Source organism: Curtobacterium sp. MCPF17_021 (genome assembly GCF_003234605.2).
Lineage (GTDB): Bacteria > Actinomycetota > Actinomycetes > Actinomycetales > Microbacteriaceae > Curtobacterium > Curtobacterium flaccumfaciens.
Genome location: NZ_CP126252.1, coordinates 1,816,839 through 1,840,076 on the forward strand (window position 1 = coordinate 1,816,839; position 23,238 = coordinate 1,840,076).

Consider the following 23,238-nt stretch of genomic DNA (forward strand, 5'->3'; position numbering starts at 1 on the left):
TGAAACCTCGCCTCGCCAGACTCTGTGACACCCGAGGCGGTCCAAGAGCCGCTCGTGCAATCGAGAGGTGAGCAGATGCTTGATCAGGGCAACACGACGTTCGTGTTGGTGATGGCTGCGCTGGTGTTGTTCATGACACCCGGCCTGGCCTTCTTCTACGGCGGCTTGGTGAAGGCCAAGTCCGTCATCTCCATGATGATGATGTCGTTCGGTGCGATCGCGCTCGTGAGCGTGCTCTGGGTGGTCTACGGCTACGCGATCGCCTTCGCCAACCACGGCGACGGCACGGCGGTCTCCGGCGTGGTCGGGTTCTTCAGCATCGACTGGAACCAGATCGGCCTCGGCCAGGCCTTCGAGGAAGCGCAGTCCTCGAACATCCAGGCGGCGTACCCGTCGATGGCCTTCGTCGGCTTCCAGGCGACGTTCGCGATCATCACCGTCGCGCTCATCTCCGGTGCCATCGCCGACCGCGCCAAGTTCGGCGCGTGGATGGTCTTCGCCGGCGTCTGGGTCACGGTCGTCTACTTCCCGGTCGCCTCGTGGGTCTTCAACCTGACCTCGGGCTGGGCCGCCACGTGGGGCGTCATCGACTTCGCCGGTGGCACCGCGGTGCACATCAACGCCGGTGCAGCGGGTCTCGCCCTGGCGATCGTCCTCGGCAAGCGCGTCGGCTTCGCCAAGGGTGCGCACAAGCCGCACAACCCGCCCTTCGTCCTGCTCGGTGCCGCCATCCTGTGGTTCGGCTGGTTCGGCTTCAACGCCGGCTCCGAGGGTGCAGCTGACGGCATCGCCGCGATCGCCTGGGTGAACACCCTCGCCGCCCCGGCCGCCGCCATCCTCGGCTGGCTGCTCATCGAGAAGCTCAAGGACGGCAAGGCCACCTCCGTCGGTGCCGCATCGGGTGCCGTCACCGGCCTCGTCGCGATCACCCCGGCCTGTGCCGCGCTGACCCCGGGCTGGGGCATCCTGCTCGGCTTCCTCGCCGGCATCGTCTGCTGCTTCGCGATCGACTGGAAGTACCGCCTGGGCTTCGACGACTCGCTCGACGTGGTCGGCGTCCACCTGGTCGGCGGCATCTTCGGCACGCTGTTCCTCGGCTTCTTCGCCAACGACACCGGCCTGATCTACTCCGGCTCGTTCGAGCAGCTCGGCAAGCAGGCCGTGGCGGCCCTCGCCGTCGGCCTCTACTCGTTCGTGCTCGCCCTGGTCATCGGGTTCGCCATCGAGAAGACGATGGGCTTCCGCGTCAAGACCGAGGACGAGGTCGCCGGCATCGACACCGCCGTCCACGGCGAAGAGGGCTACGTCCTCTACGAGCAGACCGACGACAGCCCGGTCAGCGTCCGCTAGTCACCAGGCACCACCCGCACGACGACGGGCCCCGCGCACACAGCAGCGCGGGGCCCGTCGTCGTTGCGTTGGTCGCGTTCTCGACGTGACCACGGCCGGGAGGCGCGGTGCGGGTCCGGCCCGCACCGCGCCTCCAGGCAGATGGTCGCGTCAGCGACCCGTTGGTTCCGTTGGTTCCGTTGGTTCCGTCACCAGGCGTAATCCTCCGGCGAGGTCTCGTGCCCCGGGAAGATCTCGTCGAGACGGTCGAGTGCACGCTGGTCGAGACGGATGTCGACGGCGCGGACCGCGGACTCCCACTGCTCCATCGTGCGGGGGCCGGTGATCGGCGCGGTGACGCCGGGCTGGCGCAGCAGCCAGGCGAGGGCCAGCTCGCCGGGCGTGTGGCCGAGCTCCTTCGCGAAGGACTCGTACGACTGCAGCTGGTCGCGGTGCGCGTCGACGTACTCAGCGCTGCGGCCGGACAGGCGACGGGAGCCGTTCTCGGTCTTCTCGATGACGCCACCGAGCAGCCCGCCCTGCAGCGGCGACCAGGGGATCACGCCGAGGCCGTACGCGCGGGCGGCGGGCAGGACCTCGCGCTCGACGTCGCGGACCACGAGGTTGTAGATCGACTGCTCGCTGACCAGGCCGAAGGTGTTCCGGCGCTTCGCTGCCTCCTGCGCCTGGGCGATGTGCCACCCGGCGAAGTTCGACGAGCCGACGTACAGGACCTTGCCCTGCTGCACGGCGACGTCGATCGCCTGCCAGATCTCGTCCCACGGCGTCGCACGGTCGACGTGGTGGAACTGGTACAGGTCGATGTGGTCGGTCTGCAGTCGCTGCAGGCTCGCGTCGAGCGACTGCCGGATGTTCAGCGCGCTGAGCTTGCCGCCGTTCGGCCAGTCGGTCATCTCGCCGTAGACCTTCGTGGCGAGGACCGTCTTCTCGCGGCGACCGCCACCCTTGGCGAACCACCGTCCGATGATCTCCTCGGTGGCACCCTTGCCCACCGAGCCGCCGTAGCCGTTGGCGGTGTCGAAGAAGTTGACGCCGAGCTCGTGGGCCCGGTCCATGATCGCGTGCGAGTCGTCCTCGCTGGTCTCCGGGCCGAAGTTCATCGTGCCGAGCACGGCGCGGGAGACGGACAGACCGGTGCGACCGAGGTGTGTGTAGTCCATGAGACGGGTCTACTCGTGACGCGCTGGTGGCGCCAGGCCCTGGGAGTACCGGTCGAGTGGCGGGGAGTAGTCAGGGAGGACCACTCGAGAGGAGCAGCCATGCCAGCCAAGGACGAGATCCCCAGCACCCTGCAGCGGTCCCCGGAGCACGCGCAGGAGATCTTCGAGAAGACACTGGACTCGGCGAACGAGACGTACGGCCCGGGTGAGCGGGCGCACCGCACGGCGTTCGCCGCCGTGAAGCACGAGTACGAGAAGGTCGGCGACCACTGGGAGGAGAAGGAGTCCTCCGGGCCGTCCGACTCCGGTGCCGCCGGCTCGCGTGGTGCTGGCTCGGGCTCATCCGGGAAGACCGAGGGCGGTGTGGACGCGAACGCCTCGAAGGCGCACCTGATGGACGTCGCGAAGCGGCTCGACGTCAGCGGCCGCTCCAAGATGACGAAGGACGAACTGGTCGAGGCGATCGGCAAGGCGAACGACCGCGCGACCGCTGCCGCGCGGAAGTGACCGTCGCGCGTGCCGTGCATGCCCCGCTCGGCATGCGGCGGTGGGGTGAGGGGGTAACGTGCCGACGATGAACATCCCAGTACTCCGCGGCAGCCGGATCCTCGGGTTCGGACACCACCAGCCCGAACGCGTCCTGACCAACGACGAGCTCTCGACGATGGTCGACACGAACGACGAGTGGATCCGCACCCGCACCGGGATCCAGACCCGTCGGATCGCCGGTCCAGACGATACCGTCACGTCGTTGGCCATCGAGGCCGGCCGCCGTGCCCTCGTCGACGCCGGGGTGTCGCCCTCGGCCGTCGGACTCGTCATCGTCGCCTCCACCACCCACCAGGACCGCGCCCCGTACACGGCAGGCCGCGTCGCCGCCGCACTGGGCATGACGAACGGCCCGGCGCCGATCGACATCAACACCGCGTGCAGCGGGTTCGAGTACGCGCTCGGGCTCGCCGACCAGTCCATCCGCACCGGTTCGGCCGACGTCGCGCTCGTCATCGGGTCCGAGGTGCTGTCGGGGATCGCCGACTGGACCGACAGGTCGACGTGCGTGCTCGTCGGTGACGGGGCCGGTGCCGCCGTGCTCGGGGTCGCCGAGACGCCCGAGATCGGCCCGGTGTCGTGGGGGAGCGTGCCGCATCTGCTCGACGCCGTGCGTGTCGAAGGGTCGCCGGGGCGCTTCAACCAGGAGGGTCGCTCGATCTACCGGTGGGCCATCACCGAGGCCGAGGGGCACGCCCGCAAGGTCGTCGAGGCCGCCGGACTCACGATGGACGACATCGAGGTGTTCGCGTTCCACCAGGCGAACCTGCGGATCATCGAGCCGCTCGTCACCGCGCTCGGCGGGGAATCGAAGTTCGTCATCCGAGACGTCGTCGAGTCCGGGAACACCTCGGCCGCCAGTGTGCCGCTCGGCCTGTCGAAGGCCTGGGAGCGCGGCGACCTCCCGGAAGGCGTGCCGGCCCTGCTGTTCGGGTTCGGTGGCGGGTTCGCCCACGCCGGGCAGGTCGTGACGACACCGGTGCGGTCCTTCTAGGCGCAGCTGCACGAACGGCCCGGGCTCGGCTGCTGAGCATCCGTGCCCGGGCACTGCTCGGTCGTCGCGCCGGGCCGTTCTCGGTCGGCGTGCCGGACCGTTCTCGGTCGTCGCGCCGGGCCGTTCTCGGTCGGCGTGCCGGACCGTTCTCGGTCGTCCTGGCTAACGCTTCGAGCGGGGGTCGTCCTGGCCCGGCTCGGTCCAGAGGTCCTGGTCCTTGCCCGTGCCGCGCTTCCACGGCAGGGCTCGCCGGGTCTTCTCGGCAGTCGGTGTGACCGTCAGCACGATGGGGAACTCCGCCGGCGGCATGCCGAACCCCGTCCGCGACGCCTGGATCACCTTGCGGCCCAGGGCGTGGTTCCCCAGACCGCCGACGGCCGCTCCGATGCCGAACGGGAGCGCGCGGCCGAGGACCGAACCGCCCTGCCGGATGGCGAAGCGCTTGATGAACTGGTCACGGACCTGTCCGCCGATGCCGTTGACGACCTGCTTCGGCAGCGAGGACGTCACCATCTCGCCCCAGAATGCCGTCCGGGCCTGCCCGCCGGCAGCCTGGCCGGCGAGCTGCTTGATGAGCTGCGTGCCCGGTGCGCCGAGGATCATCGCCATCACCAGCGTGCGGGCGCGCTCCGGGTCGTCCAGCGCGATGCCGTGGACCTCGGTCACCGACTGTGCGAACAGCGCGGTGGTCTCGAGGAACCCGACCGTCTCGGCGCCGCTCAGTCCGAGCGCAGCGGCCATCCCGACGCCGGGGATCACCGCGCTCGCGCCCACCGCGGCGCCACCGGTCGTGACCGCGGCCAGGTACTGCCGCTCGAGGATCTGGATCACCTCGGCGGGGGTCGCGTCGGGCTTGCGGCGACGGATCGCGTTGACGTGCGCGACCACGACGGGGCGCTGCACACTGATGACCCGATCGAGCCACTTGGCCCAGCCCGAGGGCTGGACCTGCTGCGTTCGGGGGTCGGACGTGGTGGGGGAGACCGGTGCGGTCGGCAGGGGCACGATCGACTGGTCCTTCGGGGCGCGGGCCATGCGCTCACCGTACGCCGCACACGTGAGAGGCTCGCTGGATGGACACCGACCCCGCGCAGCGAGCCCTCGACGACGCCCGTCGTGCGGCCGGGTTCCTGACCGTCCGGCAGGCGGCCGCCCTCGCGCCCGAGGTCCGGTTGCTCGATCCGGCGTCCGTCCTGATCGGGGAGGGCGTGTCGGTCCTGCCCGGCGTCATGCTGTACCCGTCCACGACGCTCGAGACCCGTCACGGTGGGGCGATCACGCTGGCTGCCGGTGCCCGCCTGGGCCCCGGCCCCGTGACCGTCGTCGCGTCTGCGGCGACCGTGCACATCGGGGCGGGCGCCGAACTCGGCCCGGGCCCCGTCACCGTCGTCGCGGACGGGTCCGACGTCGTGATCGGTGGTCGGGCTCGCCTGACGGCCGGGTGTCTCGTCGAGGGGCCGGCGCGGATCGGCGCGGGCGCGCAGGTGCTCGGTCCGGTGTCCGTTCGTGACGTCGAGCTCGAGGACGGCGGCGACCACCGCGAACCCGACCCGGACCACCGCGGCGGCGTGGTCAAGGGCACCGGGCCGGTCCGTGGGGTGCGCGTGGGGCTCGGCGAGGTCGTGGTCGGTGGGGCAGTGGACATCGGGGCATCGTCCGGCCGGCCGCGGATCGAGCGTCAGCGCACGAACCACCCGGATGCGCCGCGTCGTCCGCGCTGATCGTCGAACACGCAGCCTCAGCACGGGACACCCGCACGCCGCAGGGCAGCCCGCACCCGGTCGGGCTGCATCAGGTCGGCCCACGAGAGCCGCACGACCGCGCGGACTTCGGGGAACGACCGGATGAAGTCCTCACGCCGCTTCTCGCGCCAGTGCGCGTCCGCGGTGGAGCGCCCGTCGAGCAGCACCGGGTCCTCGTACTTCGCGCGGCCGTCGACCTCGACCACGACGCCCTGGTCCGGGAACCAGAAGTCCACGACCGCCGTGGCCGATCCGGCCCGGGCGAACACGTGCTGCTGCACCGGCTCCGGCACACCGAGCTCCCGGAACCGCACGCGGCACACCGACTCCGCGGGTGACCCCGACAGCGCCGACCCCATCCCCACCGCGATCCCCGCCTTCGTCCGGGCGAAGACCAGCGATGTGAGTTCCGCGTCCAGCGCCTCACGGTCGGCGAGCCGACGGGAGAGCACGGCATCGACGACGGGGAGTGCTTCGAGCAAGGAGCGCGTGGCAGCGACGTCGATGGCGGTCCTCGCGGCCGTCGTCGTGGGGGTCGCCTGCTGATCGACGAGGACTGCGGGCGCTCGCCCCTGTGCACCGTGCCGGACGAACCACGCCGTGACACGGGTGTGCGTCGTGGTCGGATCGGCGAGGTGCACCTTGGGTGGGGCGGTCCCGATCAACGGGAGTCCGAGGACCGCGCAGGCAGACTGGTGTGAGACGACATCGGTCGCGCGGAGTCGGTGCGCCGAGGCCCGGACGAGCACGTGGTGCTGCTCACCGGGGTGCATCCCGTCGAGTGCATCCGGGCGGACGAGGACGCCGGGGCGGAGGCGTTCGTACCGTCCCCGTTGGACATCGCGCTCGAGCGCGCGGCGTTCAGCGGAGGTCGCACCCGTCGTGCGGATCAGTTCGACGTCGTTCGCTCTGGACATGGCACCAGGCTCGCCGAAGATCGTGGTCCAGCTCCCGCCGTAGTCCGATCTGTGGAGAGACGGGCGGCGACGACGACCTGTGCAGGACTGACCAGCTGCAATGCGCGTGCATCTTGCGACGATCCACGCGTCGAACGACTCGTGTCTTGTCGTCACATGCACACGCAGCCTCTGCGTGCACATCTTCCGACGATCCACGCCGAGAACGACTGGTGGACTGTCGCAGAACGGGTGCGAAGCAGCCGCGCCCGCCCGGCGCGCCCCGCGCTACACCCGCGCGAGCTCCGCCCGCAGCGGCAGGTCCTGCTCCTCGAGGATGACCTGCGCGCCCACGGCCGTCCGGGCGTTCACGACGATCGGCGCGAGCAGGTTGACCGTGGTGCCCGAGGACCCGGGGTTCGCGACCACCAGCAGCATCGCGTCCGCCGGGTCGGTCAGGCCGAGTCCGGTGGCCTGCTCGTCGGTGAGCTCCGGCGCGTACGACGGCAGGTGCACCGCTGCGTCGAGCAGGAACAGCCGCGCGTCGTCGCCGACGAGCGTGAACAGCCCCTCGGCGCCGTCGACCGGCGAGAGCTCGAAGGCCGCGGCGGGAGCGAGCCCGAACGGCGGGACGGCGAAGGTCAGGGAGATGCTCATCGGAGGTAGTCCATCAGGGTCGGCTGCAGGACCTTCGCGGTGACGGCGAGGGCTGCCTGGTAGTTGGTCTGCTGCACCTGCAGGTCGAGGACGGCCTTCGCGAGGTCGACGTCCTCGATGCCGGCGCGGCGGCTCTCGAGCGAGACGGTCGCGGACTTCAGCGAGTCCTGTGCCGCGAGGGCGGCTGCATGCCGGACGCCGACGTCGGCCTGGGCGCCGCGGACGGTCCCGAGCGCCGTGTCGACGTCCCCGATGCGAGCGTTCACGTTCACCCCGTTCTGCAGGTCACTGACGATGGAGTCGATCATGCCGAACACCGAGTCGTCGCCGGATCCGAAGACCGCGGTGCCGGTGGTGTCGACCCGCACCGTGGTGCCGTCGCCGACCCGACGGGACACGTCGGTGCCCGATGCCGCCCAACCCGTCGCGAGGTCGTAGGCGACAGCGGCGGTCGACGATCCCGCGAACACCGAACGGGTGCCGTAGGTGGTGTTCGCACGGGCCTCGAGGTCGGCTTTGAGCGACCGGAACTGCGTGACGAACGCGTCGCGGTCGGTGTCGCTCATGGTGCCGGAGTTCGCGGCCCGCACCGTGAGGTCGCGGACGTTGTTGAGCACCGAGTACACGCCGGACAGCGCACTGTCGGTGGTCGCGAGCCACGCCGCGGCGTCGTTCGCGTTCCGCGAGTACTGCGAGGCTGCGGCCTGCTCCTTGCGCACCTGCATCGACGACGCGGTGCCGACCGGGTCGTCCGAGGGCTTCTGGATCGCACGCAGCGTCGTGGCCTGGTCGGTGAGCTCGGCGACCCGCGCGGCACCGGCCTGCAGCCGGGCCGAGGCGGCCGCCATCGACATCTGGGTGGTCACACGGGTGATCACGATCAGCCCCTCCCGACGAGTCCGACGCGGTTGATGATGGTGTCGAGCATCTCGTCGACCGCGGTCAGGACGCGCGCCGCGCCCTGGTACGCGTGCTGGTAGCTCAGCAGGTTGACGTTCTCCTCGTCGAGGTCGACGCCGGCGCTCGACTGCTGCTGGTTGCGCGCGTTGGTGAGCGCGAGTCCGGTCATCGTCGATTCGGACGTGGCCGACCTGGAGGCGGTGCCCAACCCCGCCACGAACGTCGCCCAGACCTGGTCGGCACCGTCCGACGACGCCCCGAGTCGCGCGAGCGCGTCGGCGAACGAGTCGTCGAGTTCCCCCGCCGCGTTCCGCGTCGCCAGCCCACTGGCGTCCGTGGGGACGACACCGAGTGCCTGGGCGGCGGGGGCGCCGGCCGCCAGGGAAAAGAAGGGTGCGCCGGTGGTGCCGGCCGGGGTGGTCCCGGCGGCGTGCAGGGTGTTCACGGTCGTGGCGAGCCGCGTGGCCACGGCGTCGTAGGACGCGGAGGCCTCGGCGAGTGCGCCGCCGGTGCCGGTGCCGGACGCGGGTGCGAGGACCGTGAGGGCGCCACCGATCGACCCGCCGCTCAGTCCGACCACCCCGGCCGTGCCGGTGGTCCAGGTCAGGGTGACCGCGGTGCCGTCGGCGAGACGTTCGCCGCCGCCGAGGGCGACCGAGCGTGCGTCGGTGCCCTGCACGAGCGGGTTGCCGCCGAGGAGCACGTCGACCGTGCCGTCGGCGTTCGTCCGGGTGGTGCCGCCGGCGAGCGTGGCGATCTGCTGCGTGAGCTGGTCGCGCTGGTCGAGCAGCTCGTTGGCGTTGCCGCCCGAGGCGAGCGCGGTGCGGATCCGGCCGTTCAGGTCGGCGACCTGCTCCGCGGCGCCGTTCAGCTGGGCGACCTGCCCGGTCAGGGTGCCGCGCACCGAGGACCACTGCGCGTCGACGGCCTTCGAGCCGGCGGCCAGGGCGGCGACGACGGTGCCGGCGGCCCCGAGCACGGCACTGGCGGCACCCGGGTCGTCGGGGTGGCTGGCGAGCTCGCTCCAGGACGACCAGAACGCGTCGAGCTTGGCGCTCAGGCCGTCCTTGCCGGGCTCGTGCAACCCGGTCTCGAGGGCGGAGAGCGCCGTGGCGCGGGCATCGGCGTAGGCCGACGAACCGGCGGCGACGCGGACACCGGCGTCGAGCGTCAGGGACGCCAGGCGAGCGATGCCGTCGACCGAGACGCCCTGGCCGGCGAGGGCCGCGGTGCCCCGCATGAACCCGGTCTGGGTCGCGGGGATCGAGTTCTGCGTGACGCGCTGGCGGGTGTAGCCCGCGGTGCCGGCGTTCGCGATGTTCTGGCCGGTGACGTCGATGCCGGCACGGGCGGCTGCGAGGCCGGAGTAGGCGGTCGCGAGGGATCCGAAGGTGCTGACCACGGTGCTACAGCGTCCCCTCGAACAGGCGGGCGCCGTCCTGGCCTGCGCCGGACGTCCCACTGGCGTCGTAGGTGGCGGCGCCGGTGACGGTCCCCGCCAGGGTCTCCTCGGTGGCCTGGGCGGCGACACGCAGGAACCGGTCGTTCTCGTCGCGCAGGGCGCCGATCTGGGTGGTCAGCTCGACCATCGCGGTGAGGTGCGACGACAGGATCTCGCCCCACGGCCCGTTCGGTGCCGCGGCGACGACGTCGCGCAGGGGAGCGTCGGCGGGGACGCCCCACTCCTCGGCGACCTCGGCGCTCTGCGCGGCGCGCTCGAGCCCGGTGCTGCGGAGCCGGTCGAGGACCTGCTCGACCTCGCGGCTGGCGTGCGACACCCAGCGGGAGCGGCCCGCGGTGAGCAGGAGCTGTTCCTCCTCGAGCTTGAAGGTGAGCAGTTCGAGCAGCTCGCGTTCGCGCCAGAGCACGGCGGACAGGTCGTTCACGCTCATCAGCTCCTCCCAGGTGGTGGTTCGTCGGGGTGGTCCCCGGTCCGTCATCCTGCGGACACCGGGACCTATCGACTCGGTGACCGCGACCGTAAGCCCCGGCGGCCGAGTGCCGTCCCCCGTACTCGTCGACTCTGTGACCCGATGACCCCCGTCGGGGGACAAGAACGAGCGTTCCCGACCCTGAGTCCCCCCAAATGCCGACCGGAAAGGGGGCCTGACACCCCCGCACTGGGGACGGTTGAGCACCTGTACAGCGCATTGCCAGCCGATACATTCAGAACGCACCCCGGGGGACACCCGGAACCGCTCGGGAACGATGCGGGGTGCACCGCTCGGAGGGACCCGGGCGGGTCTTCGGCGTACGCACCGGCCATCCGAGGCCGGCGTCCGTCGCGCCCACGGACGGGTGAGCCGACACACGTCAGGTCGACCAGGGGAACAGCATGGACCGCACCGAACGCAACGCGATGATCGTGGAGCACCTCCCGCTCGTGGGCTACATCGTGGCCGACGTCCGCTCCCGGGCGACGCACCTGGATCGCGACGACCTCGCCGCCGTCGGATCGCTCGCACTCGTCGCAGCCGCCGAGGCCTTCGACCCCACCCTCGGCGTGCCGTTCGGTGCCTACGCCCGCACCCGGATCGCCGGTGCGCTGGCCGACGACATGCGCTCGGCCGACTGGGCCTCCCGTGGCACCCGGAAGCGGATCCGCGAGACCCTGGCCACGCAGGAGGCCCTGTCCGCACGGCTCGGCCGGAGCGTCGGCGCCCAGGAGATCGCCGATGCCATGGGCGTCGACAAGCAGACCGCCGTCGACGCGATGAGCGACGCCGCCCGGACCGTCGCGCCGCTCGACGAGACCGTGCACGACCTCGTCTCCGCGGACCTGCCGCTCCCCGGGGACGACCTGCTCGAGACCGAGAAGCGTCGGTACCTCCGCGCCGCGGTCGAGGCTCTGCCGGAGCGGATGCGCTTCATCGTCGAGGCCGTGTACTTCGGCGACCGCTCGGTCACCGACGTCGCCGCCGAGCTCGGCATCACGCACTCGGCCGTCTCGCAGCAGCGCTCCGAGGCGATGCGCCTGCTCCAGGACGGTCTCGCCGCCCACTACGGCGACGGCACGACCGTCGAGCCCGCGAGCCGCACCACCGCGGCCCGCCGCAGCGCATACCTCGCCCGTGTCGCCACGAACGCCGCCGCCGGTGTCGCCCGTGCCGTGCACGACGCCGCGTCCGGCCCGGCTGTCGCTGCGAGTTGAGACGTCGGCGGAAACTTCTCCGCCGATCCCCTAACGACTCCCGGCAACCGGTCGAGAGTCATCCATGTCAGCCCACGGACGGGCCGACGTACGACCCACATTCACGGAGGAAACCACCATGGGTATGTCCATCAACACCAACCTCTCGGCACTCAACACGTACCGGAACCTCAACGCGACGCAGAACGACCTGTCGAAGTCCCTCGAGAAGCTCTCGTCGGGTCTCCGCATCAACCGTGCTGCCGACGACGCTGCCGGTCTGTCGATCTCCGAGGGGCTGAAGTCCCAGGTCGGTGGCCTCACGGTCGCCGCCCGCAACGCGCAGGACGGCATCTCCGTCGTGCAGACCGCTGAAGGTGGCCTCACCGAGACCCACTCGATCCTCCAGCGCATGCGCGACCTGGCAGTGCAGGCCGGCAACGACTCGAACAACGAGGACTCCCGCAAGGCGATCACCACCGAGGTCGGCGAGCTCACCAAGGAGCTCACCCGCATCTCGGAGTCGACCAACTTCAACGGCATCAACCTGCTCGACGGCTCCGCCGGCACCGCAGGCGTCCTGAAGTTCCAGGTCGGCGCGAACGGCGACGCGGCGAGCCAGATCGACGTGGACCTGTCGAAGTCGAACGTGGAGTCCGTGTCGACCGCGGTCGGCGCGCTCACCTTCGACTCGGCGACGAACGCTCAGGCCGCCATCACCGCGATCGACGAGCAGATCAAGTACGTCTCCTCGGCTCGTTCGAGCATCGGTGCCGTCCAGAACCGCTTCGACCACGCCATCAACGTGACGAACGTGGCCAAGGAGAACCTCACCGCTGCCTCCTCGCGCATCACCGACGTCGACATGGCGGAGGAGATGGTCAAGTACACGCGCGACAACATCCTCAGCCAGGCCGGCACCTCGATGCTCGCGCAGGCGAACCAGAGCACCCAGGGCGTGCTCTCGCTCCTGCGCTAGCCATCACGACGTCCGTCCTCCGGGCCCGATCGGGTGCCCCGGAGGACGGACGCCGCCGTCCTGACCACCTCCACGACGCCAGGGAGTGTCGACGATGTCCTCGTCCGTGTCTTCGAGCACCAGCCTCGCGATCGATGGTCTGGTCAGCGGTCTCAAGACGACCGACCTCATCAACTCGCTGATGAGCGTCGAGGGGGTCCCGCAGACCCTGCTCAAGAACAAGCTCACCACCACCAACTCGTTCATCTCGTCACTGCAGACGCTCAACGGGTTGATCCAGGGGCTCGCCACGAAGGCTGCGGACGCCGCGAAGGCCTCGTCGCTCGACCTCTTCGCCGCGACGAGCACCGCGCCGAGCGTCACCGCCGTCACCGGTACCGGGGCGACCGCCGGCTCCATCAGCTTCACCGTCGGTTCGACCGCCTCGGCCCAGGTCGGGGTCACGGCCGCGATGTCGACGTGGTCGACCGGTGCGCAGCCGATCACGATCGTCGGCGCGGACGGGAGGTCGACCACCGTGACGCCGGCGTCCGGTTCGCTCGACGACGCCGTGTCCGCCCTGAACAAGTCCGGTGCGGGCGTCACCGCGACGAAGGTCTCCGCCGGCACCGATGCCGACGGCAGCAAGCTCTACCGCCTGCAGCTCACGTCCGCCACGACCGGGGCCGCTGGCGGCTTCCAGGTGTACCGGGGCGGCGCCGACGACGTGGCAGCGGGCACCGCGACGAACGTCCTCACCGAGACCGGCGCCGCCGTCGTCACCGCGGCGACCGACGCCAGCGTCACCCTCTGGGCCGGCACTGCCGCCGCGCAGACGGTCACGAGCGCCACGAACACCTTCACCGGGCTCGTCCCCGGGGTCGACGTCACCGTGTCGAAGGCCACCACCGAGCCCGTCACCGTGACGGTCGCGCAGGACACCACCAAGGCCCAGTCCGTGGCCTCCGGGCTCGTCGACGCGATGAACGCGGTCGCGGCCTACTACAAGACGAACACCGCGGTGTCGAGCTCGACCAGCGCGACGTCCGGCACCACGACGACGAAGGCCGGCGTCCTGCTCGGCGACGGTGCGTCCCGCGACGCCGTGCAGCGGCTCACGAGCACGATGTCCGCCCCGGTCGACGGCAAGTCCCCGTCGACGATCGGCATCGTGATCACGAAGGACGGCACGTTCACCTTCGACCCCGAGGTCTTCCAGAAGGCCCTCGCGACCGACCCGAAGGCCACCCAGGCGATGCTCTCCGGGGTCGCCGCGAACGTCGGCGCCGCGGCCACCGCCGCCTCCGACAAGTACGACGGCTCGGTCACCACGTCCATCACCGGGCAGCAGGCCGTCGCCAAGGACCTCACCACCCAGATCGACAGCTGGACCGACCGGCTGGCGATGCGCCGGGCCTCGCTGCAGACCCTCTACTCATCCCTCGAGACCAGCCTCAGCAAGCTCCAGTCGCAGTCGAGCTGGCTCGCCAGCCAGCTCGCATCGACGTCGAGCTGACGGGAACGACCATGACCTTCGACTTCCAGGCAGCAGCCTTCCGCCATGCCGCCCAGCCGCGCACCGTCACCGACCAGCGTCGTGCCCAGTACACGAACGAGGCCGTGCTGTCGGCCACGCCGGCCCAGCTCGTGACGATGCTCTACGACCGGCTGCTGCTCGACCTGCACCGTGCCGAGGCCGCGCAGGTCGCCGCCGACTGGGAGACGGCCCGCGAGCAGCTCCTGCACGCCCAGGCGATCGTCGGCGAGCTCTCGAGCACCCTCCGGATCGACGTCTGGGACGGCGGCGAGGGCCTGCTCGCCGTCTACAACTACGCCTCCACCTCGCTCATCACCGCGAACGTGCACCGCGACGTGCAGGCCACCCGCGACTGCATCCGGATCCTCGAGCCGCTGCGTCAGTCGTGGCACGAGGCAGCCGCGTCGCTGCCCGCGACGCCCGCCACGCAGCAGCCGACCGGGGGAGCCCTCGGTGTCGCCTGAGCCGTCCGCAGAACGAGCCGCATGGGAGGCCCTGCTCACGTCCCTGGAGCACGACGCCGCCGGGCAGGCGGCCGACTCCACGGCCGTGGCCGGGTGGTCGGAACCGGCCGGGCTGGGACCGCTGCCGCGTGACCTGGTGGGACGGGCCTCCCGGCTGCTCGCCGCGCAGCGGGACCGCATGATGGTGCTCGAGGCGGACCGCCGCTCGACGCTGGAGCACCTCGGTGCCCTGCGCGCCGTCGACGCCACGCGCGAGCCCCGTGGCTCCGTGTACCTCGACGCTTCCGCCTGACCGCGCCCCCGCACCGCTTCTGCGACAGAGCACCCGTCGATCGACGGGTGCTCTGTCGCATCTCGGGTGCTCCGCCGCCCACAGCCCCCACCGCCCCCCGTTCGGGGCGACGCCTAACGCGGCGGACGACGGGCTCCGATAGCGCCACTCGAGCACGGATCGCTCACCAGTTCGGCCAGGGATCGGCCACCACCGCACGGCGACGTCGCACCGACGACGCCTGACGAGGGGACCCCCGTGTTCGATTCCGTGACGAGCGTCGCGCTGCAGAGCGCACTCGATGGCCTGTCGATGCGCCAGAAGGTGATCGCGAACAACATCGCGAACATCAACACGACGAACTACCACGCCGAGAAGGTGCAGTTCGAGGACGCCCTGGCGAAGTCGATCGTGGACGGCGACGGTGCCACCACGCCGACGATGGCGCGCAGCCTCGAGCCGACGAACACGAACGGCAACAACGTCAACCTCGACGAGGAGACGCTGTCGAACATCGACACCGTGCTGCGGTACCAGTTCGCCACGCAGGCGATGAACTCCGAGCTCACCAGCGTCCGCGCGGCGATGCGGACGAACTCGTGACGACCTTCGACGCGATCGGCATCGCGAGCACCGGCCTGACCGTGCACCGGAAGTGGCTCGACGCCGTCTCGGACAACATCGCGAACGCGAACACCGTGAAGTCGATGGACGACACCGCGTTCCAGGCGCGCTACGTCGAGGTGCAGGAGGGCGCCGGCGTCTCCGGCGCCTACGTCAAGGGCGCCGCGTTCGGCAGCGCCGCCGGCCGTGTGACCTACGACCCGGACAACCCGCTCGCGAACGAGGAGGGCTACGTCCGCATGCCCGACATCGACCTCGGCACGCAGATGGCGGACCTCATCATGGCCCAGCGCGGCTACCAGGCGAACGCCGCCGTGGTCGACCGTGCCAAGACCGCCTACGAGGCGGCACTGCAGATCGGGAAGAACTGATGCCCATCGACGCCGTGAACGGTGTGACCACCAACGCGATGACGAACGCCCTGACGAGTGTGTCGGGGACGTCCAGCGACAGCACGAACGCGACCGGTGCCGCCGGTGCGACGACCGACGGTAGCGGGTTCGCAGCGAGCCTCGGCAACGCCGTCGACGGGCTCCAGTCGCTGCAGAGCGACTCGAAGACCCTCGCGCTCAAGGCCGTGACCGGCAACCTCGACGACATCCACGACGCCACGATCGCCGCCACCCGCGCGCAGGTCACGCTCGAGCTCGTCTCCGCCGTCCGCAACAAGGGCGTCGACGCCTTCAACGAGATCATGAGGATGCAGGCCTGATGCCCGTCGCCGTCAAGAACGTCTTCGCGCGCCTCAGCGCCTACGTGAAGGGCTTCTCCGCCGCCCAGCGCACCATCGCGATCCTGGCGATCGCGGCGCTCGTGCTCGGGGGGATCGCCCTCGCGTCCTGGCTCGGCAAGGCGTCCTACGCCCCGCTCTTCACCGGGCTCGCTGCGGCCGACGCGAGCTCCATCACGGACCAGCTGCAGACCGACGGTGTGCCGTTCCAGCTCACCGACGGCGGCGCGACGATCCTCGTGCCGCAGGCGCAGGTCTACTCGGAGCGGCTCAAGGCGGCGTCGAACGGCCTGCCGTCGTCGAACGAGGGCGGCTACTCGCTGCTCGACAAGATGGGCGTGACGAGCTCGGAGTTCCAGCAGGACGTCACCTACAAGCGCGCGATGGAGGGCGAGCTCGCCAAGACCATCGGCGCGATGGACGGCGTGCAGACCGCCACCGTGCAGCTCGCGATCCCGGAGAAGTCGGTGTTCGTCTCCGAGGAGAAGGACCCGACCGCGTCGGTGTTCATCGCGACCGACAACGGCGCGCAGCTCAGCACCGACCAGGTGCAGGCCATCGTGCACCTGACGAGCGCCTCGGTCGAGGGCATGCAGCCCACCGACGTCTCGGTCGTCGACGCGAAGGGCCAGACCCTGTCCGCCGTCGGCACCGGTGCGACCGGCAGCGGCGCGGACCAGGCCGCCGACTACGACGCGGCGACGAGCAAGAAGATCCAGGACCTGCTCGACACCACGCTCGGCGTCGGCAACGCGACCGTCGTGGTCTCCGGGACGATGAACCAGGAGTCCGGCACCCGGACGTCCGAGAGCTACACGAGCCCGACCTCGGGCCCGGTCGCACTGAACGAGTCGAGTACCACCGAGGAGTACGGCGCCGGCTCGGGCGCGGGGAGCGGCGCGACGGGGGTCCTCGGTCCGGACAACATCGCCGTCCCGAACGGCACCGCGACGAGCGGCGCCGGCGACGACGGGTACAAGAACGAGTCGGCGACGAAGAACAACGCCGTCGACCACACCACCGAGACCACGCAGATCCCCTCGGGCGGGCTCGACCGGCAGACCATCTCGGTCGCGCTGAACTCGAAGGCCGCCGCCGTGCAGAACGCGAACCTGCAGAGCATCAACGACCTGGTGTCCGCCGCCGCGGGTGTCGACCAGGACCGTGGCGACCAGGTCAAGGTCGCGATGATGGACTTCGACACGAGCGCCTCCGACCAGGCCGCCAAGGCCCTGGAAGCCCAGCAGAAGGCCGACCAGCAGGAAGCACTGTGGTCGTCGATCCGCACCGCCGGCATCGTGATCGGCATCGTCCTCGCCGTCATCGCGATCATGTTCTTCGTCGCCCGCCGCAACCGGAAGCAGGAGCGCGAGGCCGTCGACCTCGGCGAGCTCGACGCCTTCGCCGGTGAGACGTTCCAGCTGCCCCTCGCGATGGACGGCGTCGACGACCGGGCCACGCTCGATGCCGGTGACGCGCCGACCGCCGTGCTGTCGGCGATGCCCGCCGGCGACGCCCCCACCGAGGTGCTGACGACCGAGGAGATCACCGCAGAGCGCCGCCGTCAGGACATCTCCGCCCTGGCCGAGCGCGACCCGAAGCGCACCGCCGAGCTCCTGCGCGGGCTCCTGGACGACCGGGCACCGGTGTGAGCGCGCTCATGCCGAGCCCCGGCGGCGGCTCCGGTCCGAGCGACCGTGCCCTGACCGGTGCGCAGAAGGTCGCGCTCATCCTCATGCAGATGGAGACCGACCGCGCCGCCGAGGTGATGAAGCAGTTCACCGAGATGGAGGCCGAGGAGATCTCCGCCGAGATCGTCCGGATGCGCCGCGTCGAGGACACCGTCGTCGACCAGACGCTGTCGGAGTTCCACCGGATCACGATGAGCGGCCGGCTGCAGAAGCGCGGCGGCAAGGAGACCGCGCTCGGGCTGCTCGAGGCGTCGTTCGGCGCCGAGCGGGCCGCCGGCGTGATGGACCGTCTGGCCTCGAACCTCGCCGGCCAGTCGTTCGACTTCCTCGACGACGCCGAACCCGGCCAGGTCATCTCCCTGCTCGAGGGCGAGCTGCCCCAGACGATCGCCCTCGTGCTCGCCCACCTGGGCCCCGGGCAGGCCAGTGCCGTGCTCGCCGGGATCGACGAGCGTGTCCGCACCGACGTCGCCCAGGCCTTCGCCACCATGGGCAGCGCGACCCCCGAGGCCGTCGGCATCGTCGCCGGTGTGCTGCGCCAGCGCGCCGGGGCCGTCGTGTCGCCGCGCGAGAGCGTCGAGGTCGTCGGTGGCATCGCGCCCCTGGTCGACATCATCAACCGCTCGGACGTCGCGACCGAGAAGGCCGTGCTCGAGGGACTCGAGGCCCGCGACCCGGAGCTCGCCGAGGACATCCGCTCCCGCATGCTCACCTTCGAGGACATCGTGAAGCTCGAGTCCCGCGACATCCAGCAGGTGCTGCGCGGCATCGACTCGAAGATCCTCGCGACCGCCATGAAGGGCGCAGCCGGGCCGGTCGTCGAGACCATCCGCGCGAACGTGTCCGAGCGCAACCGCGAACTGCTCGACGACGAACTGCAGGCCATGGGCCCGGTCCGCGTCTCGCAGGTCGAGGAAGCCCGCGCCGAGGTCGTCCGCTCCGTGCGCGAACTCGAAGCCCAGGGCGTCGTCACCGTGCACCGCGCCGAGGAGGACGAGCTCGTTGACTGACACCGTCGTGCACCGCGTCGCCTTCCCGGTGCTCGCCGACCCCGCCGGACGCGAGCGTGCGTCGAGCGCCGACGTCCGCGGGCACGCGGCCGGCTACACCGCCGGCCTGCGGGCCGCGCAGGCCGAGACCGACGCCCTGCGCGCCCGGCTCGAGACCGAGCACGCCGCGCGGGTCACCGCGCTGCAGGCCGACACGGCACGCCGGATCGCGGTCCTCGACGCCGCCACGAACGCCATGCTCTCCACGGTCGCACCCGTCCTGGCGCACGCCGAGGCGTCGGTCGCGAGTGCGGCAGTCGACCTGGCCGAGGCGATCGTCGGCAACGTGGTCCGCGCCTCCAGGCCCGCGCACGACGCGACCGTCGCCGACGGTCCTGATGGACAGGGCAGCCGGGAGGCCCGGATCGCGTCCGGCGCCGAGGCCACCGTCCGGCGGGCGCTCGCGTCCGTCGACCGCACGGTCCCGGTGGCCGTCCGGCTGAGCCCGGCGGACGCCGCGCGCGTCGCCGGCCTCGACCTGCCGGTGCCGGTCGTCGCCGACGGCGCCCTGCGCGACGGCGACGCCGTCGTCGACCTGCCGGACGGCATGCTCGACGCGCGCATCGCCACGGCGCTCGACCGCGCCCGCACCGCCCTCGGTGTCGACGCAACGGGAGCCGACCGGTGACCGCCACGCTGCTCCGTCCGCGCGGCCTCGACGAGGCGCTCCTGCGGGCCGCCCCCCAGCGGGTCGGTGTCGTCACGAGCGCCGTCGGCCTGGGGCTGACGATCGCCGGGCTCGACGCCCGCGTCGGCGAGGTCGTCACGGTCGGCGCCGAGGACGGCGAACAGACCGCGGTCGAGGTCGTCGCCACCGATGCCTCGGGCGTCCGCTGCATGCCGCTCGGCCGCCTGACCGGCGTGACCGCGGGCACCCCGGCGCGTCCGACCGGCCGCCCGGTGCTCGTGCCGACCGGATCCGGTCTGTTCGGCCGCGTGCTCGACGGACTCGGCCGACCGATCGACGACCGCGGCCCGCTCGAGGGCCCCGGCGGCGAACCGGTCACCTGGGTCCCGCTCGACCACGACACCCCGAGCGCGATGGCCCGGACCCGCATCGACACCCCGATGCAGCTGGGCGTCCGCGTGCTCGACACCCTGACCACCGTCGGCCGCGGGCAGCGGATGGGCCTGTTCGCCGGGTCCGGTGTCGGCAAGTCGTCGCTGCTGTCGATGATCGCGCGCGGGAGCGACGCGGCCGTCAACGTCATCGCCCTGGTGGGGGAGCGCGGCCGTGAGGTGCGCGAGTTCCTGGAGGACGACCTGGGACCCGAGGGGCTCGCCCGCTCGATCGTCGTCGTGTCGACCTCCGACGAACCCGCGCTCATGCGTCTGCGCGCCGCGTTCGTGGCCACCCGCATCGCCGAGTCGTTCCGCGACGCCGGCCAGGACGTCGTGCTCATGATGGACTCGCTCACCCGTGTCGCGATGGCGCAGCGTGAGATCGGGCTGTCGGTGGGGGAACCGCCGGCCACCCGGGGCTATCCGCCGTCGACGTTCTCGGTGCTCGCCGGACTGCTCGAGCGCGCCGGGACCGACCGCGTCGGCAGCATCACGGGCATGTACACCGTGCTGGTCGACGGCGACGACCACAACGAGCCGATCGCCGACGCGGCCCGCAGCATCCTGGACGGCCACGTCGTGCTCGACCGCAAGCTCGCGATCACCGGGCACTTCCCGTCGGTCGACGCCCTCGGCTCGGTGTCCCGCGTCGCCTCGAAGGTCACCCGACCCGAGCAGCGTGCCGCCGCCACCGTGCTGCGGAAGGTGATGGCCGCCCGAGCCGGGGCCCAGGACCTGCTCGACGTCGGTGCGTACCAGCGCGGGTCGAACCCGCTCGTGGACGCCGCGGTGGACCACCAGGGATCGATCGACGCGTTCCTGCGCCAGGGTATGGACGAGCGGGCCACGGCTGACGCGTCCTGGCAGCGCCTCGGCGGCCTCGTGCAGCAGCTGGGGGTGTCGTGATGGCCCGCCGTTTCCCGCTCGCCGGGCTCCTGCGCCTGCGCCACACCGAACAGGACCGTGCCGCCGCCACGCTGGCCACCGCGAACGAGCGCGTCCGGGACGCTGCCGACGCCCGGATCGCTGCACGCCGCAGCCTCGCCGACAGCGAGGACGCCCAGCCCATCCAGGACGCCGCCACCCTGAGCGCCGTCGCCGCAGCCCGTGCCGCGACCCGCGGGATGCTCGAGGAGCTCGACGCCGTGGTGCAGAACCGCCGTGCCGACGCCGACCGGGCGCAGCAGGACTACACCGCCGCGCGTCGCGCCGCCGTCGGCCTCGAGAAGCTCGAGGGCAAGCACACCGAGCAGCAGGCGGCCGAGGAACTCCGGACCGAACAGAACGCCCTCGACGAGATCGCGGCACGACGCCGCACGGAAGGTGGTGCCCGATGAGCGTCGAAGCGGTGCTCTCCCGGATCTCGGAGATCCGGTCCCAGATCGACACGCTGCGCGGCGGGACGGCCACGGCTGCCCCGAGCGCCTCCGCCACCAGCGGTGCCGCGGGATCGTCGGCCTTCGCCGATGCCCTCGCGACCGCCGACGGCACGACCGGCGCCGCGAGCGCTGCCGGTGCGACCGCCGCAGCGACCCCGACGGCCACCCGTGCCCCGGCGACCTCGGTCGACGCCGGTGCCGGCACCCTCGCCACCGGCAGCGGCGCCACCGGGGCCGACGTCGTCGCCGACGCGAAGAAGTACCTCGGCGTGCCGTACGTGTTCGGCGGGGAGACGACCGCGGGCATGGACTGCTCGGGCCTGGTGCAGACGGTCTTCAAGGACCTCGGGGTCACGATGCCCCGGGTCGTGCCGGACCAGGCGAAGATGGGCGTCGAGGTCGGCTCCCTGAAGGACGCGCAGCCCGGCGACCTGATCATCCCGAAGGGCGAGGGCCACGTCGTCATCTACGTCGGCGACGGCAAGGTGCTGCACGCGCCGCGCCCCGGTAAGGACGTCCGGATCGTCGACAACTGGTACTCCCAGGGCGACATCGCGACCATCCGCCGGATCGTCCCTGCCCAGGCGGCCCCGGCGGCCGTCGCCGCGCCGACCGCCTCGGCTGCGCGTTCCGCGACCGACCTGCAGACCGCCGCGCTGCTGTCCATGATGCAGTCCGGGAGCGCCGCATGAGTCTGACCATCGCCACCCAGCCGTCCGTGCCCACCGCACCGGGCTCCACCCGGGGTGCATCGTCCGACCCCGCGGCTGCCGGGTCCTTCGGTGCGGCACTGACCGCCGCCGTCGCGACCGAGCGGCGAGCCGGCGATGGTGGTGCTGGGCGGGACGACACCGATGGCCGCACGGCGGACGGCTCGGACGCGACGTCGAGCACCGCCGCCACGCTGTCTGCGTCCACGTCCACGTCCGCGTCAGCGTCCGCGTCGGACCAGTCGGTGCCCGCGCCCGACGCCCCGTCGGTCGACGCGCAGGCGCTGCTCGCCGCCGGACTCGTGACCGCACCGATCGCTCCGGCTGGCCTCGCGAACGACACGGGAGACCAGTCGGCGACCGGCACAGCCGAGACGCCCGCCGGTGACCAGCACGTCGTCGTGGCCACGGGGGTGACCGCCGGAACGACCGCGACACCGGCGTCGGTCAACGAGGACACCTCGACGCCCGTCCCGTCGACCCCGGCGCCGACCACCGCCTCCGCTACGGCGGCCCCGCAGCAGACACCGGCATCGGGCGGTGCACGGCAGAACGCTGCCGCAGCGACGACGGGCACGGCGACCACCGCCACGACGGCGCCCGCCGTGCCGCCCGCTGGCACCGCCTCGCCGGCCGCCGCCCCCGCGACCACCACAGCTGCGACGACCACCGCCGCGACCGGGGCGGCGACCACCGCCCCGACGGCCGCTGCCGCGATCGCGGCCCCCGCTGCCAGCCGCACCGCCGACGGCGACACCACCACCGTGACCCCGGCCCAGGCGCCGGTCGTCACGGTCGCCCCGGCAGCCGACACCGGCTCCCGAGCCGGCCACGGGACGGAGCAGCAGGCGTCGACGCCGGGTGATCCGGGCCTCCCGGCCGTCGCCCCCAGCCGCGGTGGTGAGACGCCGTTCGTCATGTCGACGACGCCGACCGCCGCGCCCGCCGCGGCGACCGCGCCGGCCCCGGCACCGCTCGCCCAGCAGCTCGCGCGACCGGTGTTCTCACTCGCGCAGGCCGGCCCCGGCGAGCACGTCGTCACGGTGCAGGTCGTGCCGGACAGCCTCGGCCCGGTCACGGTCCGCGCGCACGTCACCGCCCACGGCATGCACGTCGAGCTGTTCGCCGCGTCGGACGCCGGCCGCGAGGCCGTCCGCCAGGTCCTGCCGGAGCTGCGTCGCGACGCCGCCGGCACCGGTGTGAGCACCACGCTCGACCTGTCGTCGCAGAACCAGCCGCAGGACGCGCCGGGTCGCGACGAGCGTCCGGCCGCGCGTGCGCTGCCTGGCGACCCCGGCCTGGAGGCGCGGGTCACCCCGCGCCCGCAGCCCACCGCCCACACGCCCTCCATCCGCACCGCGGGACTCGACGTCCTCGCCTGATCC

General features: G+C 71.9%; 26 protein-coding genes. 19 read left to right on the plus strand and 7 right to left on the minus strand.

Going from position 1 to position 23,238, the window contains the following annotated elements:
- The first annotated feature begins 75 nt into the window (after positions 1 to 75).
- On the plus strand, positions 76 to 1,350 hold the full coding sequence (locus DEJ29_RS08545; protein WP_110863842.1) for an ammonium transporter: 1,275 nt from the start codon (positions 76 to 78) through the stop codon (positions 1,348 to 1,350).
- Between the two features lie 188 nt (positions 1,351 to 1,538).
- Here DEJ29_RS08545 and DEJ29_RS08550 read toward each other — a convergent pair whose 3' ends face one another.
- On the minus strand, positions 1,539 to 2,510 hold the full coding sequence (locus DEJ29_RS08550; RefSeq protein ID WP_111093914.1) for an aldo/keto reductase: 972 nt from the start codon (positions 2,508 to 2,510) through the stop codon (positions 1,539 to 1,541).
- A gap of 99 nt (positions 2,511 to 2,609) precedes the next feature.
- Between DEJ29_RS08550 and DEJ29_RS08555 the strand changes: the two genes are divergently transcribed.
- Together DEJ29_RS08555 and DEJ29_RS08560 are read left to right on the plus strand one after the other, a co-directional pair.
- Positions 2,610 to 3,017 carry a ChaB family protein gene (locus DEJ29_RS08555; RefSeq protein ID WP_110863841.1) on the plus strand — a complete coding sequence of 136 codons (408 nt, stop codon included), beginning with the start codon at positions 2,610 to 2,612 and terminating at the stop codon, positions 3,015 to 3,017.
- A gap of 67 nt (positions 3,018 to 3,084) precedes the next feature.
- A complete protein-coding gene (locus DEJ29_RS08560) occupies positions 3,085 to 4,053 on the plus strand; it encodes a beta-ketoacyl-ACP synthase III (RefSeq protein ID WP_111093915.1) in 969 nt (322 codons plus the stop codon).
- A 162-nt stretch (positions 4,054 to 4,215) separates the two neighbouring features.
- Here the strand turns inward: DEJ29_RS08560 and DEJ29_RS08565 are convergent, their stop codons facing one another.
- Positions 4,216 to 5,088 (minus strand): hypothetical protein, encoded by an 873-nt coding sequence (locus DEJ29_RS08565; RefSeq protein ID WP_181422614.1) that lies wholly within the window; start codon positions 5,086 to 5,088, stop codon positions 4,216 to 4,218.
- Positions 5,089 to 5,126: 38 nt separating this feature from the next.
- Between DEJ29_RS08565 and DEJ29_RS08570 the strand changes: the two genes are divergently transcribed.
- Entirely contained in the window at positions 5,127 to 5,774 is a 648-nt protein-coding gene (locus tag DEJ29_RS08570; protein WP_111093916.1) for a hypothetical protein, read from the plus strand.
- Positions 5,775 to 5,791: 17 nt separating this feature from the next.
- On the opposite strand, the gene DEJ29_RS08575 is transcribed toward DEJ29_RS08570, so the two are convergent.
- From DEJ29_RS08575 to DEJ29_RS08595, 5 genes are all read right to left on the minus strand, one after another.
- A complete protein-coding gene (locus tag DEJ29_RS08575; protein WP_111093917.1) occupies positions 5,792 to 6,712 on the minus strand; it encodes a hypothetical protein in 921 nt (306 codons plus the stop codon).
- 267 nt (positions 6,713 to 6,979) lie between these two features.
- A complete protein-coding gene (gene fliW / locus DEJ29_RS08580) occupies positions 6,980 to 7,348 on the minus strand; it encodes a flagellar assembly protein FliW (protein ID WP_111093918.1) in 369 nt (122 codons plus the stop codon).
- Positions 7,345 to 8,226, minus strand: coding sequence for a flagellin N-terminal helical domain-containing protein (locus DEJ29_RS08585; protein WP_111093919.1), 882 nt, complete (start codon positions 8,224 to 8,226; stop codon positions 7,345 to 7,347). Before DEJ29_RS08585 ends, fliW begins: the two co-directional genes overlap by 4 nt.
- Positions 8,227 to 8,228: 2 nt before the next feature.
- Positions 8,229 to 9,650, minus strand: a complete 1,422-nt coding sequence (gene flgK, locus DEJ29_RS08590) for a flagellar hook-associated protein FlgK (protein ID WP_111093920.1) — start codon at positions 9,648 to 9,650, stop codon at positions 8,229 to 8,231.
- Between the two features lie 4 nt (positions 9,651 to 9,654).
- Complete coding sequence (locus DEJ29_RS08595) at positions 9,655 to 10,140, minus strand: flagellar protein FlgN (protein WP_111093921.1); 486 nt, start codon at positions 10,138 to 10,140, stop codon at positions 9,655 to 9,657.
- A gap of 443 nt (positions 10,141 to 10,583) precedes the next feature.
- Here DEJ29_RS08595 and DEJ29_RS08600 point away from each other — a divergent pair, with 443 nt between their 5' ends.
- The 15 genes from DEJ29_RS08600 to DEJ29_RS08670 all read left to right on the plus strand — a co-directional run bounded on the left by DEJ29_RS08600 (position 10,584) and on the right by DEJ29_RS08670 (position 23,235).
- On the plus strand, positions 10,584 to 11,399 hold the full coding sequence (locus DEJ29_RS08600; protein WP_110863834.1) for a sigma-70 family RNA polymerase sigma factor: 816 nt from the start codon (positions 10,584 to 10,586) through the stop codon (positions 11,397 to 11,399).
- A gap of 118 nt (positions 11,400 to 11,517) precedes the next feature.
- Positions 11,518 to 12,357, plus strand: coding sequence for a flagellin N-terminal helical domain-containing protein (locus DEJ29_RS08605; protein WP_181420034.1), 840 nt, complete (start codon positions 11,518 to 11,520; stop codon positions 12,355 to 12,357).
- Positions 12,358 to 12,463: 106 nt separating this feature from the next.
- A complete protein-coding gene (gene fliD / locus DEJ29_RS08610) occupies positions 12,464 to 13,852 on the plus strand; it encodes a flagellar filament capping protein FliD (RefSeq protein ID WP_258375863.1) in 1,389 nt (462 codons plus the stop codon).
- 11 nt (positions 13,853 to 13,863) lie between these two features.
- Positions 13,864 to 14,337 carry a flagellar export chaperone FliS gene (gene fliS / locus DEJ29_RS08615; RefSeq protein WP_111093922.1) on the plus strand — a complete coding sequence of 158 codons (474 nt, stop codon included), beginning with the start codon at positions 13,864 to 13,866 and terminating at the stop codon, positions 14,335 to 14,337.
- Positions 14,327 to 14,629 carry a hypothetical protein gene (locus DEJ29_RS08620; protein WP_111093923.1) on the plus strand — a complete coding sequence of 101 codons (303 nt, stop codon included), beginning with the start codon at positions 14,327 to 14,329 and terminating at the stop codon, positions 14,627 to 14,629. Before fliS ends, DEJ29_RS08620 begins: the two co-directional genes overlap by 11 nt.
- Positions 14,630 to 14,866: 237 nt before the next feature.
- Positions 14,867 to 15,211 carry a flagellar basal body protein gene (locus DEJ29_RS08625; protein ID WP_017886135.1) on the plus strand — a complete coding sequence of 115 codons (345 nt, stop codon included), beginning with the start codon at positions 14,867 to 14,869 and terminating at the stop codon, positions 15,209 to 15,211.
- Positions 15,208 to 15,603 (plus strand): flagellar basal body rod protein FlgC, encoded by a 396-nt coding sequence (locus DEJ29_RS08630; RefSeq protein WP_017886136.1) that lies wholly within the window; start codon positions 15,208 to 15,210, stop codon positions 15,601 to 15,603. The genes DEJ29_RS08625 and DEJ29_RS08630 overlap by 4 nt, the downstream gene beginning before the upstream one ends.
- The gene (fliE, locus tag DEJ29_RS08635) at positions 15,603 to 15,944 is read left to right on the plus strand and encodes a flagellar hook-basal body complex protein FliE (protein ID WP_027465513.1); all 342 of its coding nucleotides are present in this window, start codon (positions 15,603 to 15,605) and stop codon (positions 15,942 to 15,944) included. The genes DEJ29_RS08630 and fliE overlap by 1 nt, the downstream gene beginning before the upstream one ends.
- Positions 15,944 to 17,614, plus strand: coding sequence for a flagellar basal-body MS-ring/collar protein FliF (gene fliF / locus DEJ29_RS08640; RefSeq protein WP_111093924.1), 1,671 nt, complete (start codon positions 15,944 to 15,946; stop codon positions 17,612 to 17,614). Before fliE ends, fliF begins: the two co-directional genes overlap by 1 nt.
- Positions 17,615 to 17,622: 8 nt before the next feature.
- Positions 17,623 to 18,663, plus strand: a complete 1,041-nt coding sequence (fliG, locus tag DEJ29_RS08645; RefSeq protein ID WP_071244891.1) for a flagellar motor switch protein FliG — start codon at positions 17,623 to 17,625, stop codon at positions 18,661 to 18,663.
- Positions 18,656 to 19,330, plus strand: a complete 675-nt coding sequence (locus tag DEJ29_RS08650) for a FliH/SctL family protein (RefSeq protein ID WP_111093925.1) — start codon at positions 18,656 to 18,658, stop codon at positions 19,328 to 19,330. Before fliG ends, DEJ29_RS08650 begins: the two co-directional genes overlap by 8 nt.
- Positions 19,327 to 20,670, plus strand: coding sequence for a FliI/YscN family ATPase (locus tag DEJ29_RS08655; RefSeq protein ID WP_110863829.1), 1,344 nt, complete (start codon positions 19,327 to 19,329; stop codon positions 20,668 to 20,670). The genes DEJ29_RS08650 and DEJ29_RS08655 overlap by 4 nt, the downstream gene beginning before the upstream one ends.
- On the plus strand, positions 20,670 to 21,101 hold the full coding sequence (locus DEJ29_RS08660) for a flagellar FliJ family protein (protein WP_071403924.1): 432 nt from the start codon (positions 20,670 to 20,672) through the stop codon (positions 21,099 to 21,101). Before DEJ29_RS08655 ends, DEJ29_RS08660 begins: the two co-directional genes overlap by 1 nt.
- Complete coding sequence (locus DEJ29_RS08665) at positions 21,098 to 21,835, plus strand: C40 family peptidase (protein WP_111093926.1); 738 nt, start codon at positions 21,098 to 21,100, stop codon at positions 21,833 to 21,835. The genes DEJ29_RS08660 and DEJ29_RS08665 overlap by 4 nt, the downstream gene beginning before the upstream one ends.
- Positions 21,832 to 23,235 carry a flagellar hook-length control protein FliK gene (locus DEJ29_RS08670; protein WP_111093927.1) on the plus strand — a complete coding sequence of 468 codons (1,404 nt, stop codon included), beginning with the start codon at positions 21,832 to 21,834 and terminating at the stop codon, positions 23,233 to 23,235. The genes DEJ29_RS08665 and DEJ29_RS08670 overlap by 4 nt, the downstream gene beginning before the upstream one ends.
- The last annotated feature ends 3 nt before the right edge of the window (positions 23,236 to 23,238 follow it).

Excerpts from the sequence above, each read along its gene's own strand:
- DEJ29_RS08545 (WP_110863842.1), top strand. The coding sequence starts at position 76 with ATGCTTGATCAGGGCAACACGACGTTCGTGTTGGTGATGGCTGCGCTG.
- DEJ29_RS08550 (WP_111093914.1), bottom strand. The coding sequence starts at position 2,510 with ATGGACTACACACACCTCGGTCGCACCGGTCTGTCCGTCTCCCGCGCC.
- DEJ29_RS08555 (WP_110863841.1), top strand. The coding sequence starts at position 2,610 with ATGCCAGCCAAGGACGAGATCCCCAGCACCCTGCAGCGGTCCCCGGAG.
- DEJ29_RS08560 (WP_111093915.1), top strand. The coding sequence starts at position 3,085 with ATGAACATCCCAGTACTCCGCGGCAGCCGGATCCTCGGGTTCGGACAC.
- DEJ29_RS08565 (WP_181422614.1), bottom strand. The coding sequence starts at position 5,088 with ATGGCCCGCGCCCCGAAGGACCAGTCGATCGTGCCCCTGCCGACCGCA.
- DEJ29_RS08570 (WP_111093916.1), top strand. The coding sequence starts at position 5,127 with ATGGACACCGACCCCGCGCAGCGAGCCCTCGACGACGCCCGTCGTGCG.
- DEJ29_RS08575 (WP_111093917.1), bottom strand. The coding sequence starts at position 6,712 with ATGTCCAGAGCGAACGACGTCGAACTGATCCGCACGACGGGTGCGACC.
- fliW (WP_111093918.1), bottom strand. The coding sequence starts at position 7,348 with ATGAGCATCTCCCTGACCTTCGCCGTCCCGCCGTTCGGGCTCGCTCCC.
- DEJ29_RS08595 (WP_111093921.1), bottom strand. The coding sequence starts at position 10,140 with ATGAGCGTGAACGACCTGTCCGCCGTGCTCTGGCGCGAACGCGAGCTG.
- DEJ29_RS08600 (WP_110863834.1), top strand. The coding sequence starts at position 10,584 with ATGGACCGCACCGAACGCAACGCGATGATCGTGGAGCACCTCCCGCTC.
- DEJ29_RS08605 (WP_181420034.1), top strand. The coding sequence starts at position 11,518 with ATGGGTATGTCCATCAACACCAACCTCTCGGCACTCAACACGTACCGG.
- fliS (WP_111093922.1), top strand. The coding sequence starts at position 13,864 with ATGACCTTCGACTTCCAGGCAGCAGCCTTCCGCCATGCCGCCCAGCCG.
- fliE (WP_027465513.1), top strand. The coding sequence starts at position 15,603 with ATGCCCATCGACGCCGTGAACGGTGTGACCACCAACGCGATGACGAAC.
- fliF (WP_111093924.1), top strand. The coding sequence starts at position 15,944 with ATGCCCGTCGCCGTCAAGAACGTCTTCGCGCGCCTCAGCGCCTACGTG.
- fliG (WP_071244891.1), top strand. The coding sequence starts at position 17,623 with ATGCCGAGCCCCGGCGGCGGCTCCGGTCCGAGCGACCGTGCCCTGACC.
- DEJ29_RS08660 (WP_071403924.1), top strand. The coding sequence starts at position 20,670 with ATGGCCCGCCGTTTCCCGCTCGCCGGGCTCCTGCGCCTGCGCCACACC.
- DEJ29_RS08665 (WP_111093926.1), top strand. The coding sequence starts at position 21,098 with ATGAGCGTCGAAGCGGTGCTCTCCCGGATCTCGGAGATCCGGTCCCAG.
- DEJ29_RS08670 (WP_111093927.1), top strand. The coding sequence starts at position 21,832 with ATGAGTCTGACCATCGCCACCCAGCCGTCCGTGCCCACCGCACCGGGC.